Annotated in this window: 13 protein-coding genes; 7 read left to right on the top strand and 6 right to left on the bottom strand. The window is 51.7% G+C overall.

Annotated features, from left to right (window positions below; all coding sequences use genetic code 11):
• Positions 1-88: 88 nt before the first annotated feature.
• Complete coding sequence (locus tag CLV60_RS09910; protein ID WP_106595218.1) at positions 89-484, bottom strand: hypothetical protein; 396 nt, start codon at positions 482-484, stop codon at positions 89-91.
• 365 nt (positions 485-849) lie between these two features.
• Between CLV60_RS09910 and CLV60_RS09915 the strand changes: the two genes are divergently transcribed.
• From CLV60_RS09915 to CLV60_RS09930, 4 genes are read left to right on the top strand one after another with little or no spacing between them, the layout of a single operon-like run.
• On the top strand, positions 850-4407 hold the full coding sequence (locus CLV60_RS09915) for a SusC/RagA family TonB-linked outer membrane protein (protein ID WP_106595219.1): 3558 nt from the start codon (positions 850-852) through the stop codon (positions 4405-4407).
• A 23-nt stretch (positions 4408-4430) separates the two neighbouring features.
• On the top strand, positions 4431-6020 hold the full coding sequence (locus tag CLV60_RS09920) for a RagB/SusD family nutrient uptake outer membrane protein (RefSeq protein WP_106595220.1): 1590 nt from the start codon (positions 4431-4433) through the stop codon (positions 6018-6020).
• Between the two features lie 48 nt (positions 6021-6068).
• Complete coding sequence (locus tag CLV60_RS09925; protein WP_106595221.1) at positions 6069-6821, top strand: 5'-nucleotidase C-terminal domain-containing protein; 753 nt, start codon at positions 6069-6071, stop codon at positions 6819-6821.
• Positions 6796-7737, top strand: coding sequence for a bifunctional metallophosphatase/5'-nucleotidase (locus CLV60_RS09930; protein WP_106595222.1), 942 nt, complete (start codon positions 6796-6798; stop codon positions 7735-7737). Before CLV60_RS09925 ends, CLV60_RS09930 begins: the two co-directional genes overlap by 26 nt.
• 253 nt (positions 7738-7990) lie before the next feature.
• Here the strand turns inward: CLV60_RS09930 and CLV60_RS09935 are convergent, their stop codons facing one another.
• The 3 genes from CLV60_RS09935 to CLV60_RS09945 form a co-directional block, all read right to left on the bottom strand.
• Positions 7991-9604 carry a Na+/H+ antiporter gene (locus tag CLV60_RS09935; protein ID WP_106595223.1) on the bottom strand — a complete coding sequence of 538 codons (1614 nt, stop codon included), beginning with the start codon at positions 9602-9604 and terminating at the stop codon, positions 7991-7993.
• A 20-nt stretch (positions 9605-9624) separates the two neighbouring features.
• On the bottom strand, positions 9625-10950 hold the full coding sequence (locus CLV60_RS09940) for a cytochrome P450 (protein ID WP_106595224.1): 1326 nt from the start codon (positions 10948-10950) through the stop codon (positions 9625-9627).
• A 103-nt stretch (positions 10951-11053) separates the two neighbouring features.
• On the bottom strand, positions 11054-11533 hold the full coding sequence (locus CLV60_RS09945) for a Dps family protein (RefSeq protein ID WP_106595225.1): 480 nt from the start codon (positions 11531-11533) through the stop codon (positions 11054-11056).
• A gap of 236 nt (positions 11534-11769) precedes the next feature.
• Between CLV60_RS09945 and CLV60_RS09950 the strand changes: the two genes are divergently transcribed.
• The 3 genes from CLV60_RS09950 (at position 11770) to CLV60_RS09960 (ending at position 15634) form a co-directional block, all read left to right on the top strand.
• On the top strand, positions 11770-12423 hold the full coding sequence (locus tag CLV60_RS09950) for a lipid-binding SYLF domain-containing protein (protein ID WP_229210900.1): 654 nt from the start codon (positions 11770-11772) through the stop codon (positions 12421-12423).
• A gap of 8 nt (positions 12424-12431) precedes the next feature.
• Positions 12432-12629, top strand: coding sequence for a KTSC domain-containing protein (locus CLV60_RS09955; protein WP_106595227.1), 198 nt, complete (start codon positions 12432-12434; stop codon positions 12627-12629).
• Between the two features lie 458 nt (positions 12630-13087).
• Positions 13088-15634 carry a TonB-dependent receptor gene (locus CLV60_RS09960; protein WP_106595454.1) on the top strand — a complete coding sequence of 849 codons (2547 nt, stop codon included), beginning with the start codon at positions 13088-13090 and terminating at the stop codon, positions 15632-15634.
• Positions 15635-15825: 191 nt separating this feature from the next.
• Here the strand turns inward: CLV60_RS09960 and CLV60_RS09965 are convergent, their stop codons facing one another.
• The gene (locus tag CLV60_RS09965; protein WP_106595228.1) at positions 15826-17538 is read right to left on the bottom strand and encodes a GMC oxidoreductase; all 1713 of its coding nucleotides are present in this window, start codon (positions 17536-17538) and stop codon (positions 15826-15828) included.
• A gap of 238 nt (positions 17539-17776) precedes the next feature.
• Positions 17777-18955 (bottom strand): esterase, encoded by a 1179-nt coding sequence (locus CLV60_RS09970; RefSeq protein ID WP_106595455.1) that lies wholly within the window; start codon positions 18953-18955, stop codon positions 17777-17779.
• Positions 18956-18999 lie beyond the last annotated feature (44 nt).

The raw sequence follows: 18999 nt of genomic DNA on the forward strand, positions 1-18999 counted from the left end.
CACGAATGACTATCTCTGACTACAAATGACTGTCTCTGACTACAAATGCTATCACTGACCACGAATGACTATCTCTGACTACAAATGACTAATATATCCGCTTAACAACCACTTTGCTATTCGTCTGCGAAACGGCAAACTCCTTGGCATTTTCATTGGGTGGCGCGATAAAAATCTGCTTCTTCTTCTTGCCGTCGGTATTCACCCAGTTGGCCGAATAGATCTCGGGGAGCTGACCGGTGTAGATCGGGTGATGGTCGGAGTACATGAACACTTCTTCCTGTTCGTAAGCCAGCTCGAGGTCGCTTCCTTCGATCACATCACAGATGATCTTCAACCCGCCTGCCTCATCGTCTACCAGACCTTTGATCCGGGCTTTCCCGTAAAAAGGATCTTCTTCAAATTCCCACCGGATGTAGTATTCGATTACGTTTCCGATCTGAGACTCAATGTAGTCGGCAGTTAGCAGTTGTTCCTGGCGCATGGTCGAAGTTGGTTTTTACACTCCTTAAAACTAGGCAAAATTCAAACCCGCCCCGTGTGGGCGTTTTGACAAATGTAATCGTAAGCGGGATGTTTCCAAAAATAATAGGACGCGTTTCATAGATATTTGAAAAATTACGATCAAGTGGACATTTGAGGTGTGGCAAGCCGTTGGGAAGGCTTGGTTCATATAGCAGCATAGGTTAGTTATATAGATGTAATTCTAAATTGATTTGTAGAAATTTTTAGAGCTACGGGAGTGACTGTTTTATCACCTGGGGGAACATAGCGGTATGGTTTTTGTCGGGTACTGGCTAATCAACATAATTTTCCGGGCACTCGCCCCGTCACTTAGCCAAGATTGATATGAGAAAAACTCAACGAGTCAATGAGCCTGTACCCAGTTCGGTCCCGCTCATTTTCCTGAGGATCGGTTTCTTTCTGTTACTGTTCTCCGGCCCGATATCCCGAAGTCACGCACAGCAGGCCGGGCCGGATTCAAGCCGAAAGACCAAGCCCGATACGCTCACCAACCCGGTCCAGAAACCTGATCCAGCATCAACCCGACCGGCCTCCGATACCCTCCCCAAGCCTCGAAATACCACCGATTCTGCTTCCAAATCCTCCTCCTCACCACTGGTGAAACCCTCGCAGAATTTCGACCCGCTGGCCAAGCCGGCTCCTCAAAAAGATTCATTGAATAGACAAAACGCCGTAACGCCGGCCGGCAAGCCCGACAGCACTGCCAAGCCCGCGCAAACAGGCAATGCCAACGCAGCGCAGCCGGCACAGAATGCAGCGCCCGACTCCGCTACCGCGCAAAAACCCGCCCCGTCAGGGGAGACGGACGCCGGTCCCGATGCGCGCGCCATCAAGGGCGTGGTAAAGGACGAAAAGGGAGCAGGAATGCCCGGAGTGGCCGTTTTGGTAAAAGGAACCCAGATTCAGGCCATTACCGAGCCCGACGGTTCTTTCCAGATGAAAGTCCCCGCGAAAGGCGGCATATTGGTGTACAGCTTTGTGGGATTCACCACTAAAGAAGTACCTATTACCGGCCTCAGTACTTACGACGCGCAGCTCATTCCGGAAGCCAAGGCTTTGAAAGAAGTTGTGGTGGTAGGGTACGGTGCCCAGAGCAAACGCGACCTGGCAAGTTCGACTTCGAGGGTGGCCTCGCAGGAGTATAAGTCGGCGGTGATCAATACCATCGACCAGGCCATTCAAGGCCGGGCAACCGGTGTTCAGGTGGTGGAAAGCTCGGGTGAACCGGGCGCGTCAGCGGTGGTGAGGATACGTGGTAACAACTCGCTGAGCGGGAACAATGAACCGCTCTACGTGATCGACGGCTTCCCGATGCCCCCTTACCGCGAGGCGGGGGCCAATTTCTACGGATCCTATACACAAAACGGCTTGTACGGCATCAATCCGAACGATATTGAAAGTATGGAAATCCTCAAAGATGCTTCTGCAACAGCCATTTACGGTTCTCGCGGGGCCAATGGGGTAATCCTGATCACGACGAAATCGGGCAAGCGGGGCGAGGGCCGCGTGGAGCTGGTCAATAAGACTTCGTTCGGCCAGGTAGCTAATCCGATCCGGATGATGAACTCGCGGCAATATGCGGAGGTAATCAATGAAAGCTTCCGTGTTACCGATCGCAACCCGCCATTTGAAAACCTGGACAGTGCGATGACGAATACCGACTGGGTGGACGCTATTACGCAACCGAGTTTCCGGCAGGACATTACGCTGAGCCTCTCGGGCGGCAGCCCCAAGTCGTCGTACTACATTTCAGGTAATTATCTCAAAGACAAAGGCACGATTATCAACTCTAACAACGACCGGGCAAGCCTGCGCGTCAATCTGAATAACGAGATCAACAACTGGTATACGGTCAAAGGCCAGCTTTCATTCTCCCGCCAGAAAACCAACCGCGCGGTGACTGCTTCGCGTGCGTGGCCGAGCTCGGGCGGACTCATGGACGGTCTGCGCGCTGCGCCCACGCTGGAACTCGATTACCTGGGCAACAACAGTTTAGGTATTCCCAACTACCAGGGCTATTATTTTTCCAATCCCTATAATGAGCTGATGGCGAAAACCGATGTGACGCAGAGCGATTATTCGATCCTGAACATCGAGAATTACTTCAAGATCGCCAACGGGCTGCAACTGGTGGTAAGCTTGGCCGGTAACCAGAACCTCACCCGGCGTAAAGTATTTCTGCCGCCGTCCACGGCCGAGGGGAATCAGGTGAAAGGAAAGGGCAGCAACAATACAGCCAATACGTATAGCTATAACTTCAATTCCTACCTGCAATACGAAAAGACTTTCCGGAAGAACCATTATCTCAATACGACGCTGGGTGTGGAATATAACGACCAGACTGTTGAATTCGTCAACACCAACTCTTCCGGCTTCGATGTGCCGTTTTTCGGTGTCGACAATATCGGTACGGCCTCCTCGCAGGTGATCGCTTCGTATAAGGAGAAACGCATTTTGCAGTCAGGGTTCCTGCGGGCCAACTATACTTTCAAAGGAAGGTATGTGCTCAATGCTTCGGTCCGAGCGGATGGCGCTTCCGCATTTGCGGAGAATAAAAAGTACGGCATATTCCCGGCGGTAGCGGTGGCGTGGAACCTCGACCAGGAGGAATTTATGAAGGGCGTTACCTTCGTTACCAACACCAAATTCCGCGCGTCTTATGGTGAAACCGGTAGCCAGGCCATTTCACCTTACTCGTCGCTGTCGTTATACAGCGCCGGTTTTTATGAAATGGGGCCCGGCGGTGACGGCGCGGTGATCAATACGGGCGTGTTCCCGAATACGATCGCCAACCCGAACCTCTCCTGGGAGCGGACGAAGCAGTTCAACGTCGGAGTTGACTTCAATGCGGTCAAAGACCGGATCGTGCTTAGTTTTGATTATTACAACAAAGTCACCTCCGACCTCCTGCAACAACGGAAGGTGCCTACCCAATCGGGCGTTGGTACCATCATCGACAACTATGGAACGATGCGTAACCGCGGAGTCGAACTGAGTATTCAGGGGAATATCATTCAGAAGAAGAATGTGAACTACTCGACGCGACTCAATATTTCGAGAAACGTCAACACGCTGGTCAACCTCGGCGACCGCACCCAGCCCGATTACGTGAGTATCAATGGTAACCTGCTGGGAGGTGTTTCGGGCATCCTGATTCCGGGGCAGGAAGTAGGACAGTTTTTTGGATACCGTGTAGACGGCCTGAGCCAGAAAGACGATTTCGACGCCAACGGTAACCCCAAATTTCCTACGTTCGAAGGCCCTGCGCCTGCCGGCTCGAAAGGAAATCCGCTTTATGGCGCTTGGAAATATTCGGATGTCAATGGTGACGGTATCATTACCGCAGACGACCGTGTGAAACTCGGCAAATCCACACCGGACTTTACATTCGGATGGAGCCACGACTTTACCTGGAAAAACTTCGCAGTGAATGCATTGTTTACCGGTTCGGTTGGAAATGACGTGCTCAACCTCACGCGGTTCTACATCAGCAATGGCGTTGTCGATTATGGTGGGGTAGGGTTCAACCAGTCGGAAGAGTGGTTCCAGCACCGTTATACCGAGGCTAACCCGCACAACAATCCGAAATACCCGGGCGTGCAGCGCGGGATCGCGTCGGGAGATATCAACTCTGTGATGCTGGAAGACGGCAGTTTTGCCCGGCTGAAAATGCTGACGGTCTCCTACACCTTCCCGAGGCTCGGCCCGATCCAGAACCCGCGGCTTTTTGTGACGGGCACCAACCTCTGGACCTTGACCAATTACTCCGGCTTCGATCCCGAAGTGAGCTCTTATGCGCAGTCCCTGCTGCAACAGGGTATAGACTACGGTGCATATCCCGCACAGCGCTCGTATACCATCGGGTTCTCCTGCAATTTCTAGTGTTGACCAATGTATCTGAAAACATGAAAATACATATCAAGATATCCGTAATGCTGCTGGCGCTGCTGGCCATTGCATCCTGTAAGGACAATCTCGAAGAATCGCCCTATTCTTCCCTGGGCAAGGATGTGGCATTCAAAGACGAGGACGGCCTGAACCAGGCGACGATCGGGGTGTATCAGGCCTGGACGACCACCGACCACTCCGATATTTTCAATCGTTTTGTGCTGGCCGAATCGGGCCACCGGTATGCAACCGCCGGTATTCTCGGCTCCGGCGCGGACCCGTACTATCGTTTTGCGCATACGCCCGTTTCGGGCGCGTTCGAATCGGTTTGGGCGCGGTTTTACAAGATTATTTACCGGGCTAATACCGTCATCGGTAATGCAAAGCTGGCTGTTCCCGGTGAGGAAGAGGAAGCGGACCCGTACATCGCCGAGGCGCGCGTGCTGCGGGCTTATGCCTACTTCAACCTCGTCAGGCTGTTTGGCGGCGTGCCGCTGATATTGAAGGAGATCGGGTCGTTTGAGGAAAAAGACCTCATTTTCGCGCCCCGTGCAACCGATGCAGAGGTGTATGAAGCCATCCTGGCCGATCTCGCATTTGCCGAAACCATCCTGCCGGATTCGCGCGGCGGGGCGGAGCTGGGACGTGTTTCGGCAGGCACGGTGAAGGCGCTGATGGGCAAAGTGTATCTTACCATGGCAGGCAAGCCTTTGAACCGTACGGAAAATTATCAGAAGGCCGTTGAAAAGCTAAGCGAGCTCGTGGGCGCAGTGAATGAGGAAAAGTACGATATGGAGCTGCTTCCCAACTTCGCCGATGTATTTGCATTGGCCAATGAGCGTAACCGTGAAATCGTGCTGTCGTTCGGCTATTTCGTCAATCCTTCGAACCAGAATGGTAACATATTGCCGTTCCATTTATTCCCGTCCGGCCTGGTAAATGGCGATGAGCAGACGAACTACGGTTTGACTTATGACTTCTATAAACTATTCGACAAAACCGATACAAGGCGTGACTATACGCTGGTTTCCAGGTATGCATTCACAGGCGGAGCACGTGCGGGAGCCGAGCCGGGTGACAGTATCATTTATGACCCGAAGACCTCCCATTACCTGAACCAGCGGACCAAGGAGCCATTTTCACATGATGATTTCAAATATGGTATCGCCTTCGGGAAGCTCGCCCGGGAAGCACGCCCGGCCGGAGCACCTGTGCAGGGATATAGCTCGGACCTGATCGAAATGCGGTTTTCGGATGTGCTGCTGATGCTTGCCGAAGCATTGGTCGAAACCGGTAAGCCTGCGGATGCGCTTCCGCTGCTCAACCGCGTGCGGGCCCGTGCGAAGGCCGCACCTTCCAAGGCCGCCGGTACAGCCGCATTGCGCACGGCCATCCGCACCGAACGCAGGCTGGAACTGAGCGGGGAGTTTAATACCGTGTTCGATATCCGGCGCTGGGGAACGTTGCAGGAAGAAATCGGCGCGATGACCGACGAGCAGATCGTCGGCAACGTGCTGGTACCCTACGCGCCGCGCCTCGAACTTTATCCTATCCCACAGTCGCAGATCGACGCAAACCCGAATCTGCGGCAGAATGACGGCTGGTAGCAGGAATTTCGGAGTTTCAGATGTAATTTCAGGTTTTTAAATTACACTATGAAAACTCCTTTCAGATCGGGTGCAGCATTGCTTGCGGGCCTATGCCTGATGGCTTCGTGCCAGAAGCACCTCACCGTTTCCAAAAGCGAATACAAACAATACGGCATCGACCAGCAGGTCGGTGCCGATTCTGCTATAATACGGTACTATCAGCCGTATAAGGACAAAATGCAGGCCGAAATGAACCGGGTCGTGGGGCAGACAGAAGTGGCGCTCACCAAGCCTTCGGCCCCGGAAACCCTCATGGGTAACTTTTTCGCCGATGCGATGCTTAAAGAAGGTTTGAAGAAAGATCCTGCCATTCAATTCACGCTGGCGACCAAAGGTGGCCTGCGCACCACTTTTCCCAAAGGTAATATCACGGTGTCCCACGTTTTCGAGCTCATGCCGTTTGAAAATGAGATGGTGGTACTCAAATTGTCGGGGCCGAATGTGCAGCAGGTGATTGATTTTATTGCTAAAAAAGATGGCGAACCAGTGTCCGGCATCCGAATGAAAATCAGGGATAACAAAGCCTATGACGTTACCATCGGCGGCGAACCCTTTGATATAAACAAGACCTACAACCTGCTTACCTACGACTACCTGGCCGATGGCGGCGACGAGCTGGAATGCCTCCGCAACCCGCTGGAACGCCATGAAATCAATCAGAAAGTAAGGGAAGCATTGTTTGAAAATATCAGTGACCTGACGCGTCAGGGTAAGAAAATAACCGCTCAGCTCGATGGAAGAATTGTTTCAGATAAATAGGAGGGATTTCCTCAGAAAGGGTGGCCTCGCCGCTGCTGCATTGGGTTTGGGTTCTGTACCGGCCTTCGCTCAACGCGATTCAGTCGTGCAGCTTACCATTCTCCATACCAACGACGTGCACAGCCGTATCGATCCGTTCCCGATGGATGGCTCGCGTAATCAGGGGCTTGGCGGGGTAGCGCGGCGGGCGGCATTGGTAAAGCAAATCCGAGCTGAGCAGCCGAATGTGCTTTTGCTGGACGCGGGGGATGTTTTTCAAGGCACGCCGTATTTCAATTTGTACGGCGGCGAGCTCGAACTGACGATCATGAGCCAGATGGGCTATGACGCTGCGACGATGGGTAACCATGATTTTGACAACAGCATCGCCGGTTTTGCGAAACAGCTTCCGCACGCGAACTTCCCGTTCCTGGTCAGTAATTATGATTTCAATAATACCGAACTGAAAGGCAGAACACAGCCTTACAAGGTATTTAAAAAGCAGGGGTTGAAAATCGGTGTTTTTGGGGTTTGTATCGAGTTGGAAGGGTTGGTAAACAAAAAGAATTACCTCGAAACCGTTTATCTCGACCCGATCGCGAAAGCTAACGAAATGGCTTCAATGCTTAAAAACGAACAGCATTGCGACTTCGTGATCTGCCTTTCGCATTTGGGATACAAATACAAGGAAAACAAGGTTTCGGACCAGATTCTGGCCAAATCCACACGCAATATCGACCTGATCATCGGCGGCCACACGCATTCGTTTATGAAGGAGCCCGAAAATATCCTGAATCTGGATGGTAAGGTTACGACCATTAACCAGGTCGGCTTTGCCGGTATTAACCTCGGGCGGCTGGATTATTTCTTTGATCGGGAGAAGGGAGGGCAGAAGATGGTATCGGTAGTGTTGCCGGTGAGAGGGATGTTGGGTTAATAATGAGTGAATATGTGAATGAGAACGATCTTGAATAGGGATTAAATGCCGTCAGGCATATAACCTTCGTAGCAAACCGCAACCAGTATGCATATGGCGAATGCCCTTGGGCATGCAACAACAACGCATAGAACAGTGTCGCCGCCGGGTTTGTTGTTACATCCCTGACGGGATTTTCGATGAATGTGACTGCGTTGTGGCTACCGATATTTCATCGCTACGCGATTTGCATTTCGCCATTCAATGGGGCCATTTACTCAAGATGCAAAAACTGCTGCCGTACCTTCTCCTCTTCCAGGTCGATCTGGGCGAGGTGCTGGCGGATGATTTCTTCCTCGTAGGTTTCTTTTTTATTGAATTCGTGCAGAATTTGCCTCTTATGGGCAAGTAGATCCTTGTTAATGTCCTGATAGCGTGTTATATACGCATGGCTGGCTTTTGCTTCTTCAAATTCTTTCACGTGATCGAGAAAGCCCAGGTCACTTTCGAGCTTGAACTTCAATCCGCGTAGAAGTTCGTGGCTGTCGATTTCATCCGCATATTTCTCATTGATCAAATCCAGCGAGGCTTTTGCGAGTTTCCGGCGGATGATCACATCCTGTTCTTGTGCGGGGATTTCGTAATCGCGGTCCTCGGCTTGCATCCACCGGGCTACGGCTGGTAGGGTAAGTCCCTGGAAAACCAGTGTTACCAAAATCACCACAAAAGTGATGAAGAGAATCATATTCCGTTGGGGAAACGGCTGACCGTTGTCGAGCAGCAGTGGAATTGACAATGCCGAAGCGAGCGAAACCACCCCACGCATACCCGCCCAGCCGAAAATAATGGGCATCCTGTAACCCGGACTGCTGTCGGCGGTTTTGATGAACCGACTTATAAACACGGTGAAAATGGACGCGCCTACCGTGCTCGCAATTCGGGTGATGATCACTACTGCTGAAATGATCAGCCCATATTTGATAGCCTGGCCGAGTGATGCATCGCCCAAGCCTTGGATGATGACCGGCAGTTCCAGCCCGATGAGCATGAACACAATGCCGTTCAATACAAAACCGACTGTCGACCAAACATTGATGCCTTGTATGCGGCTCAAATGGCTCAGAATGCTGTGCTGGTTACGCGAAAGGAAGAGCCCGCCGGTGACGACGGCAATCACGCCCGAAAAATGAAATTCCTCAGCGGCGATGTACATCGCATAAGGCGCTACGAACGTCAGGATCGTATCGATGCTCGGTGTCGTAGGAAGCCAGCGGAGGATGGCGTAAAAGATCAGGGCAATGCCCAAGCCGATCGCAAAGCCCATCCCGATGACCAGAAAAAAGCTGCCGATTGCGTCGGTAAGGACAAAACTCCCCGAAGCAACCGCTACCAATGCGAAACGGAAAACGATCAATGAGGATGCGTCGTTCAGCAAACTTTCACCTTCGGCAATGGTGATGAGGCGCTTGGGGACTTTCACATTTTGCAGAATGGAGGAGGTAGCTACTGCATCGGGCGGGGAAATGATACCGCCCAGCAAAAAGCCCAGTGCGAGCGTGAATCCGGGTATGACCGCCTGCGATACGTACGCGATCACGCACGAGGTGAATATCACAATAATGAATGCAAATGAACCGATCACGCGCCGCCATTTCCAGAAATCTTTCCAGGAGGTTTGCCAGGCTGCTTCGTAGAGGAGCGGCGGCAGGAAGATCAGGAATATCAATTGCGGATCAATCTCCACCGACGGCAGGCCGGGAATAAGGCTCAGTACAAGCCCGCCGAGCACGAGCACGATTGGGTAAGCGATTTTGATCCTTTGCGCCAGCATGACCAGGAACATGATCACCACTACCAGCGAAAGATAGAGAATAATGGATTCGTGCATAAAATTCGTTTAGTGTCGGCTTATCGGAGGTACAATTTAATACCGTTGGTCGATTTTAAAACTATCTGCGGGTGCATTCCCACGCTGGAACCTGGCTCTCTTACGAAGTCGAAGCGTTTTACCATTGCGGAAAGTACGAGCTGCATTTCCATCAGGGCAAACTGCTGCCCGATGCAAATCCGTGGTCCCGCGCCAAAGGGCAGGTAGTTGAATTTCGCCCTGTTCCTGACAGTTTCTGCCTGAAAATTATCCGGGTTGAATGCAGAAGGGTTTTCCCATAGATTAGGGTTTCGGTGCAGTTCGAAGATCGACATGAATACCGAACTGCCTTTTGGAACTGCATAACCTTCTATTTCCTGATCGACCGTGCTCTCTCGCGTCATGGTCCACGCGGGCGGGTACAGGCGCAGGCCTTCCTCGACAACCTGCCGGGTGTAGGGCATTTGAATGAGCTGTTCGAAGCCGGGAGTCGCTTCGAAAATTTCACTTTCCTTTCGTATCCTCGCCACAATCTCCGGTTGGGCCGAGAGCTCCCACAGCAGCCAGCTGAGCCCGGTCGCGGAAGTTTCGTGTCCTGCGGCAAACATGGTAATGGCCTCGTCGCGGATTTGCTCATCGTTCATTTGCTCGCCGGTTTCTTCGTCGGTGCTGTCGAGCAGCAGTTGGAGCAGGTCGTTGGGTGTTTCGCCCGACAGGCGACGCTTGCGTATAAAGTCGTAAATAAGGTTATTGAAATACGCCAAATCGGACTTAAAACGGCGGTCTTCCCCATTGATCGCCATCAATGGCAGGCGGTAGGGCTTGCGGGCACGTGATACCAGATAGGTTTGTGTGCGGCTTACCTGCTGGTAAATCTGATCCTTATCCTCGGTGTTCATATTCCCGAACAGGGTTTTCAGTGCTATGTCGGAAGTGATACCCATCATTTTGGCATCCACATCGATAGCGTCCTTCCCACGGCATTGTTCCAGCTCATCGACGAATGCAGCCGTAAGCTCGCCCATCGTGTTAAATAAATCCAGCAGGCGCTCGCGGTGGAATGCAGGCTGGACAAGCCTTCTTTGCCTTAACCAAAAATCGCCGTCGCTGATCACCAGCCCGTTTCCCAAAACCGGGCGGAGCATTCTGACGGAATTGCCTTTCTTGAAATTCTTGTGGTGCTGTTGCAATACGTGCCGGAAAAACGCCGGATCGCGGGTAATGATAAATTCCCTGAACAGCCTGATTTTGTATGTATCACCGCATGCGTCGAATCCCTGCCGCAAAAAATGCAGCGGATCGCCCGCAAAGCGGATGGGGGCTAAAAGGGGAATTCGGCTGATCTTGAATTCAGGAATAGTGCGCATGATCGGCTATGGATAGGATTCAATGCAAATAAACTATTCCGGAGTCTATAAAAAAAGCCGCGTTTCAATCCGAAACGCGGCCGCAGGTGTGCATAGGTATCTTTTATTTCTTCCCGGCGAACGAGCGCAGCATCCAGGTATTCTTTTCCTTGAACTGCATGAAACGGTTCACCATATCGTTGGTGCCATCGTCACCGGCTTCCTCGGTGGCGGAGAGCAGTTCGCGTTCGAGGCTGATCAGTTTGCTGAAATCGTCGAGCACAGCGTCCACCATGTCGAGGTCTTTCATGCCGATGGTATTGATTTCCTTGATTTCCGATTCGTTGATGTAATCCGCAAAACGGCTGTGCGGCGGCTTACCTAGGGTCAGTACACGTTCTGCGATTTCATCGATCGTTTCCTGTGCATTGGTATACAATTCTTCGAATTTCACATGCAGCGTGAAAAAGTTCTGCCCTTTGATGTTCCAGTGACAGCCTCTCAGTTTCTGGTAATGGATATGGTAATTGGCGAGGTAGTCATTCAACAGGTCCACAACGGGTTTTACGTCGGTTTCGCTCAGACTAATTGCTTTGGCATCCATAGTAAATATGATTGGGATTGACATTGTTTCCGGTAATTCTGTCATCAAAAAACATACCAACGGATCAGAAATGGCGCAGTGGTGCGTTAAAAGTTGCGGATGATGGCCTGTTGGTGCCCAAATGCGGGTTTCCGTTGCCGGAATACCGTCCAAAGAGGCAGACGGGCACGATCCTTGAAGTACTTTTTTATACCCATTAATTACATCCATTTATGTTTCTCAACAATTTAAAATCCATGAAAACGCAGGCCATCCTCCTGATCGGACTGGCATTTTCGGCCCCTTCTTTCGCACAGAATAAAGAAGAAGACAAAATAAACGCCGCCACCGCGGTACTAAGTGATTTTAACGGCATCCAAATCCCCGCGCAGCTGATCGAAGCTTCCAAAGGCATTGTCATTATCCCGAGGATGATCAACGGCGGACTGATCGTCGGCGGGAAGCATGGCCGGGGCCTCGCGATGGTGAAACGCGAAGACGGAGAATGGAGTGATCCGGTGTTTGTGACTATTACCGGCGGCAGTGTAGGCGCGCAGATCGGCGTGCAGGCGGTGGACCTGGTATTGGTGTTCAAAAGCGATAAAACGTTGATGAATATTGAAAAAGGGGACTATACCCTCGGAGGCGACGTGTCGGTAGCGGCCGGGCCGGTCAGCAAAAACGCCTCTGCCACCACGGATTACAAGCTGGAAGCGGAAGTATATTCCTATTCACGGGCGAAAGGCCTTTTTGCCGGCGTAACCGTGAACGGCGCCATGCTCGATGTCGACGTCAGGGCGAATACGGGTCTTTACGGCAGCAAAGCCACCGTCAAATCTATTTTTACGGATTCCAACATTTCGTCCAAGGCGATCGACGACCTCCGCGAAAAGCTGGATGATTTCAACTAAATGCCGCCATGCCATCCACAGTCGTTGCGCAGATGATCTACAACGAGGAGAAGCAGACATTACGCATCGTATATGTTTCAGGGATGGTGTATGACTACAAAAACGTCCCCTGGGAAGTGTACCAGGCCATGAAGGCCTCGGGCTCGAAGGGGACGTTTTTGAACAAACATATCAAGGGCAATTTTGAGTTTGAGAAGGTTGAGTGAGTGGATGAGTGGATAGTCATGTGTAGTCATTGGTAGTCAGGAATAGTAATTTGTTGTGTCCAAAACAATACCTGACAACTCTTGACAATACCTGACTATTCAATCATTTATAATGCCGTTAGGCATGTAATATTGGTAGCTATCGTCTCCATAAATCCTTTCTAATGCCCTTGGGCATGCAACTTTTGTGCATTGTAACGGGCGGGATGCCGTTTGTTATGTTGTTACATCCCTGACGGGATTTCGCCAATCCGATTATCGAAAATTGCTACCAATGTTGTATCGCTACGCGATTGGGCTGCGTGGCGATACCTTCTGGTTTGCGGTTCCTGATCTGTTTTTTGAGCTACTCAATCCAACTTTACAAAAAATGAGTGCACTGGTACATCGGGCCCAACGCAGTTTTTATTTTATTTTGCGATATTTCCATTTGGACATAACGATTGATGTCGCATCGCATGAAGTACCTATTTACTACGCTGATTTTTACATTTCCAATCATTTGCCGGGCGCAAAGCCAGCCTGATACATTGAAAGCGCGCTCGCTCGACGAAGTGGTCGTGACGGCTTCGCGGGTGATCGAAAGCATTTTGGTGTCGCCGGTGAGCGTACAGAAAGTGAGTGCCAAAACTACGGCGCTGTCGCCTGCCTTATCTTTTTTTGATGCATTGGAAAATGTGCAGGGTGTGCATATGATCACCCCGTCGTTGGGTTTTAAGGTGCTGAATGCGAGAGGTTTTTCGAATACGACCAACGTGCGTTTTGCACAGCTGACCGACGGCATGGACGTGCAGTCGCCGCACATCGGCGGAGCGATCGGTAACGCCCTCGGGCCTACGGACCTGGATATCGCCAGCGTCGAAATATTGCCCGGGACTGCCTCTGCATTGTACGGAATGAATACCGTCAATGGCCTTGCCAATTTTTTTACCAAAAATCCATTTGATTCCGAAGGACTCTCAATTCAGCAAAAGACGGCCATCAATCACCTGAACGATAGCCATAGCAAGGCCAGGCCATTTACGGAAACGACGCTTCGTTTTGCCAAAATCATTACTCCCAAGCTGGCATTTAAAATCAACGGCGCTTTTACAAAAGGATATGACTGGATCGCGTCCGACCAGACCGAGCTGAATGGTAATGCCAACAGCAGTACGCAGTTGTTCGGGGCGGATAATCCCGCGAGCGACCCCGTGAATAAATATGGTAACGAAAGTTCCAATCGCAAGACTGTTACACTCGGCGGCAAACGCTACGTGGTAAGCCGCACGGGTTACCAGGAGGCCGAGGTAGTAGACTATAATTTGCAGAATATCAAAGGCGACGTAGGCCTTTACTACAAGGTGGCACCCGGAGCCATGCTGACCTACACCTACCATTTTGGCCTTTTGGACAACGTATACCAGCGCGCTAACCGGTTCCGGCTCGAAAACTATCTCGTGCAGCAGCACGGTCTTCAATACCAGTCGGCTTCTGTGCAGGCTAAGTTGTATGTCAATTCCGAAAATACCGGCCGCTCCTACAACCTGCGTTCGATGGCAGAGAATATGGACCGCAGCTATAAATCCGACAATGACTGGTATGCCGATTTCACCAAAGGCTTCAACAGTGCCGTCACCGGAGGGGCCGCGGTGGCCGACGCGATGCGCCAGGCCCGCGCCGCTGCCGATGCGGGCCGGTACCAGCCCGGGACGGATGCTTTCAATGCGCAACTGCGCAAATTGCAGGACATCAACAACTGGGACGCAGGTGCCGCATTGCGCGTGAAGGCCGATTTTATACATGCCGAAGCGCAGGTAAGCCTCACCGAAAAGTACCTCAAAGCCTGGAAGGATAAGTACGAGCTCGATATCCTCCTCGGCGCCGATCACCGGACCTATATCATCGTGCCCGACGGCAATTATTTCGTGAACCCCGAGCCGGGAAAGGATGGGAAAAGCATCACTTATGGCAAAACGGGTGGTTTTGTTTCCTTAAATAAAGATCTGTTTCAGAGGAAATTGCGTCTCGGGGTGATCCTTAGGGCGGATAAGAACGATTATTTCAAAACCACATTTAACCCGAGATTATCAGCCGTTTACAGCCCGGTGCACGACCACAACATCCGGGTTTCGTTCCAGACGGGCTACCGCTTCCCGAGCATTTTCGAGGCATATAGCAATGTCAATAGCGGCGGTGTGAAGCGGGTAGGAGGGTTACCGGTAATGTCGCAGGGTATTTTCGAGAATGCGTGGCTCGCCAATTCTATTACGAGCTTCCAGCAGGCTGTTTTAAATGATATTAACCAGAATGGCCTCACGCAGGATGCTGCGATCGAGAAGAATAAAAGTTTGCTCAAAAAGAACCCCTACACCTACGTGAAACCCGAGCACACCAAAACCTGGGAGGCGGGCTACAAAGGGCTTTTCTTCGACCGGGCATTGTTTGTGAATGCAGATTTGTATTTCAACCGGTACAGCAATTTCATAGCACAAACCAACATGAATGTGCCGGTCTCGACCGACGCAGCTACTATTCCGCACGACCTGTACGACAAGGCCCGTCAGGCCCAATACCGGATGTATACCAACTCCCGCTCGATCATCAACAACTATGGTTTCAGCGTGGGGCTGAACTACCAGTTGGAAAAGAAATGGGTTTTCGGCGTGAACACGACATTTGCCAAGCTGAAAAACGCCGAAAACCAGGACGGCCTCGAAGACGGTTTCAACACGCCTAAATGGATGTGGAATGGCTCTGTTTCCCGCACCAACCTGCTCGATAACCTCGACGCCACCGTTTCCTACAAATGGCAGTCGGGCTACTATTCGCAGACATTCCTCGTAACCGGCAACGTGCCGTCATACAGCAGTCTCGACGCCCAGGTGACCTACCGCGTGCCTGCATTGAAAAGCCAGATCAAAGTGGGCGCCAGCAATTTGCTGAACAAATACTACGTCTCTTTCCTCGGCGGGCCGTCGGTTGGGGGCATGTATTACGTTACGGTTGCTTTTAATGTTGAATGACCGAATGATTGAATGATTGAATAGTCAAATGTGGTCAGGTATTGTCAAGAGTTATCATTGATGGTATGAAATGGTCGTTTCTAGGCGTAAAATCTCACACACACTAATTAAAGCCATCTGACAAAACCTGACCATTCACTCATTCGGTCATTCACTCATTCAGTCATTCAATCATTCAAAATTAAGTCAACTCAAATATTCCCTTTCCGCATCTCGCGTACTGCATAATCCGCTGCACGCGCTGTGAGCGCCATGTAGGTTAGCGACGGGTTTTGTGTGGCAGTGGACGTCATACACGCGCCGTCGGTGACAAATACGTTGGGGACGTGGTGCATTTGGTTCCATTTGTTGAGCAGGGAGGTTTTGACGTCCTTACCCATTCTGGCGCCGCCCATTTCGTGGTTTTCGCTGCCGGGATTGCGGTGCGTGTCGGAGGTTTTGATGTTTTTAAAACCGGCCTTATCCAGCATTTCGCTGAGCTCTGTATAAAAATCCTTCACCATTTTCATGTCATTCTCGTCGAACGAAACATTCATACGCAGCTGTGGAATACCCCAGTCGTCTTTCAGGCTATCGTGCAGCGCCACAAAGTTGGATTCTTTCGTTACCACCTCGCCCATCATTTGTGCACCGAGCGACCAGCCGCTTTCGTCCGGAGCAAACAGGCTGGCTTTCAGCGATTCGCCCAGGCCGTCATTTGCATTCCCCACTTTGGAAGCTGAAAACGAGGTGGCGTATCCGCGGAGAAAGTCGGTTTCCTGCTTGAAAACATTCCGGAAACGGGGGATATAAGCGCCATTCGGGCGGCGCCCGTCGGTAGTGCGGTCGTGGAAGCCGTCGAAATCGGCGGTTACCCGGCCGCGGTAATTGTGGAAACCGATGAATTTGCCCAGCATCCCGCTGTCGTTGCCCAGCCCGTTTGGAAACCGGCTGGATTTCGAGTTAAGTAGTATCAGGTTGGAATTGATGGCCGAAGCATTGATGAAAATGATTTTGGCATAATACTCGGTCATTTCCTTCGTCTGCGCATCCACCACGCGCACACCCGTCGCGCGTTTCTTCTTTTCGTCGTAAATCACGGAGTGCACCACCGAATGGGGTCTTAATGTGAGGTTTCCCGTTTTTTCGGCCCACGGCAGCGTAGCGGCATTCGTACTGAAATACCCGCCGAATGGGCAGCCCCGCTGGCACATATTGCGGTGCTGGCATTTGGCACGGCCTTGCTGGGTGTGGATCGGCTGCGGATCGGTGATATGCGCCGCCCGGCCGATGATTACGGGCCGCGTGCCTTTGTAGTTTTTCGCCGTTTGGTCGCTGAAATGCTTTTCGACGCAGCTCATTTCGTGCGGTGGCAGAAACTCGCCGTCCGGAAGCTGCGGCAGGCCATCCTTATTTCCGGAAATGCCCGCAAATTTCTCCACATAGCTGTACCAGGGTGCAATATCCTTGTAGCGGATCGGCCAGTCAGTAGCGAAGCCGTCGCGTGCCGGGCCTTCGAAATCATAGTCCGACCATCGTTGCGTTTGCCGCGCCCACAGCAGTGAGCGGCCACCCACCTGGTAGCCGCGCATCCAGCTGAATGGCTGGTCTTGCACATACGGATGCTCGTAATCCTTTACCACAAAATGCATGGCATCTTCCCGGAAAATGTAGTGCTTGCTGGCCATAGGACTTGCCTCCCGCACTGCCAGCGGCGGCAACCCGCGGTGCTCGAATTCCCAGGGCATCATATTCGTGGTCGGGTAATCTACAATATGCTTCACGTCGCGCCCGCGTTCGAGCACGAGGGTTTTCAATCCCTTTTCGGTAAGTTCCTTCGCCGCCCAGCCACCGCTGATCCCGGTTCCCACGACAATCGCGTCGAAAGTTTGCGCCTTGGCGGCATCGATATTGAAATAGCTCATCTTTAAATGATTAATGACGGAATGAATTTTGAATGAGTGAATGACTGAATGAGTGAATGACCGAATGAGTGAATGGTGGGTCACTTATAGTCAGGTGTTGTTTTAATTGTGATGGACTATCGAATGACTACTCCTGACTATAATGACTACCCTTGACCATAAATGACTAATCTCGACCATAAATGATCGCCTGACCATTCACTCATTCACTCATTCAATCATTCAATCATTCAATCATTCACTTCCGAAACAGCCCCGGAAGTAACTTCTCGTGCAGCAGCAAACGCCAGGTACCCCAGTCGTGTGCGCCTTCGCCGCCGATGAAATAGTCGTGTTTGATACCCGCTTTATCCAGGGCGGCATGCGTTGCAGCGGATCTTTTTCCTACAAAATCCAGTTCACCGCTGCCTAGCCCCACGAGCAGGTAATCCACCTTGTCTTTGATTTTGGGATCGCTGAAAAATGCAGGATTCAATTTTTCGGGTTCCAGGTCACCGGCACTCAATATCCCGAAAGAACTGAACAAATCGATCGCATGGAAACCTACGGCCTGGGTATGCCTGCCGCCCATCGAAAGTCCCGAAATGGCCCGCCCTTTCCGGTCTTTTACTGTGCTGTAATGGGCGTCCACGAACGGCACGATCTGTTTGCGCAGTTCTTCCTCAAATAATTGGTACGTCTTTTCGAGGTGTTTGGGATCGTTCCTGTGAACGACCTGGTTGTTAGGCATTGCGATAATCATCGGTACGATTTTCCCTTCTGCAAGCAGGTTATCGGCGATCAGGTTAGCGCGGCCGTCGAGCGTCCAGCCCGAAGCCAGTTCGCCGCTGCCACCAAGCAGGTACAGCACCGGGTATTTCTTCTTAGGATCATAGCCAGGTGGCGTGTACACAAACATTTCCCGCTCGCCATTCAGGACATTGGAATGATAAATATGCCTTGTAATGCTGCCATGCGGCACATTCCGGGCATCATAGTACGCGGGCCCGCTGCCGTGTACGACGAGGTTGCTATATCCCGGCTGGTTTGAAGTGCCCGTCAGCGTATTGTTCGGGTCGGCCACCGCCACGCCGTCGATCAGAAAGCGATACACATAGATATTCGGCGTCACCGGCCCCACTGTCAGCGTCCAGAGCCCCTCGGCGTCTTTTGTGAAAGGGATATTGGCCTTGCTTTTCAATGCGAGCAGAATCGGCCCGCCCGTCAGCTCGACTTTCTGTGCATCGGGCGCTTTGAGGCGGAAGGTTACCGTATGGTCGTCTCTGACTTCCGGAGAAATGACATTCCCGCCGTAGGGCACAAGCTGCTCGGTGTTTTTCTGCGGCGCCCAATCGAGATTGACGTTGGCCTGCTGGGCTAATGCAAGCATTGGCGTCAGCAGCAGGGATGTGATGATGTATTGTTTTAAGGGTTTCATCCGGATATTCATTTCGAGAAGAAAGACGAGGAAATGGGTTGGAT

Source organism: Dyadobacter jiangsuensis, assembly GCF_003014695.1.
GTDB lineage: Bacteria > Bacteroidota > Bacteroidia > Cytophagales > Spirosomataceae > Dyadobacter > Dyadobacter jiangsuensis.

Bases quoted from the DNA above. Each gene is read 5' to 3' on its own strand.
- CLV60_RS09910 (WP_106595218.1), bottom strand. From the start codon at position 484: ATGCGCCAGGAACAACTGCTAACTGCCGACTACATTGAGTCTCAGATC.
- CLV60_RS09915 (WP_106595219.1), top strand. From the start codon at position 850: ATGAGAAAAACTCAACGAGTCAATGAGCCTGTACCCAGTTCGGTCCCG.
- CLV60_RS09920 (WP_106595220.1), top strand. From the start codon at position 4,431: ATGAAAATACATATCAAGATATCCGTAATGCTGCTGGCGCTGCTGGCC.
- CLV60_RS09925 (WP_106595221.1), top strand. From the start codon at position 6,069: ATGAAAACTCCTTTCAGATCGGGTGCAGCATTGCTTGCGGGCCTATGC.
- CLV60_RS09930 (WP_106595222.1), top strand. From the start codon at position 6,796: ATGGAAGAATTGTTTCAGATAAATAGGAGGGATTTCCTCAGAAAGGGT.
- CLV60_RS09935 (WP_106595223.1), bottom strand. From the start codon at position 9,604: ATGCACGAATCCATTATTCTCTATCTTTCGCTGGTAGTGGTGATCATG.
- CLV60_RS09940 (WP_106595224.1), bottom strand. From the start codon at position 10,950: ATGCGCACTATTCCTGAATTCAAGATCAGCCGAATTCCCCTTTTAGCC.
- CLV60_RS09945 (WP_106595225.1), bottom strand. From the start codon at position 11,533: ATGGATGCCAAAGCAATTAGTCTGAGCGAAACCGACGTAAAACCCGTT.
- CLV60_RS09950 (WP_229210900.1), top strand. From the start codon at position 11,770: ATGAAAACGCAGGCCATCCTCCTGATCGGACTGGCATTTTCGGCCCCT.
- CLV60_RS09955 (WP_106595227.1), top strand. From the start codon at position 12,432: ATGCCATCCACAGTCGTTGCGCAGATGATCTACAACGAGGAGAAGCAG.
- CLV60_RS09960 (WP_106595454.1), top strand. From the start codon at position 13,088: ATGAAGTACCTATTTACTACGCTGATTTTTACATTTCCAATCATTTGC.
- CLV60_RS09965 (WP_106595228.1), bottom strand. From the start codon at position 17,538: ATGAGCTATTTCAATATCGATGCCGCCAAGGCGCAAACTTTCGACGCG.
- CLV60_RS09970 (WP_106595455.1), bottom strand. From the start codon at position 18,955: ATGAAACCCTTAAAACAATACATCATCACATCCCTGCTGCTGACGCCA.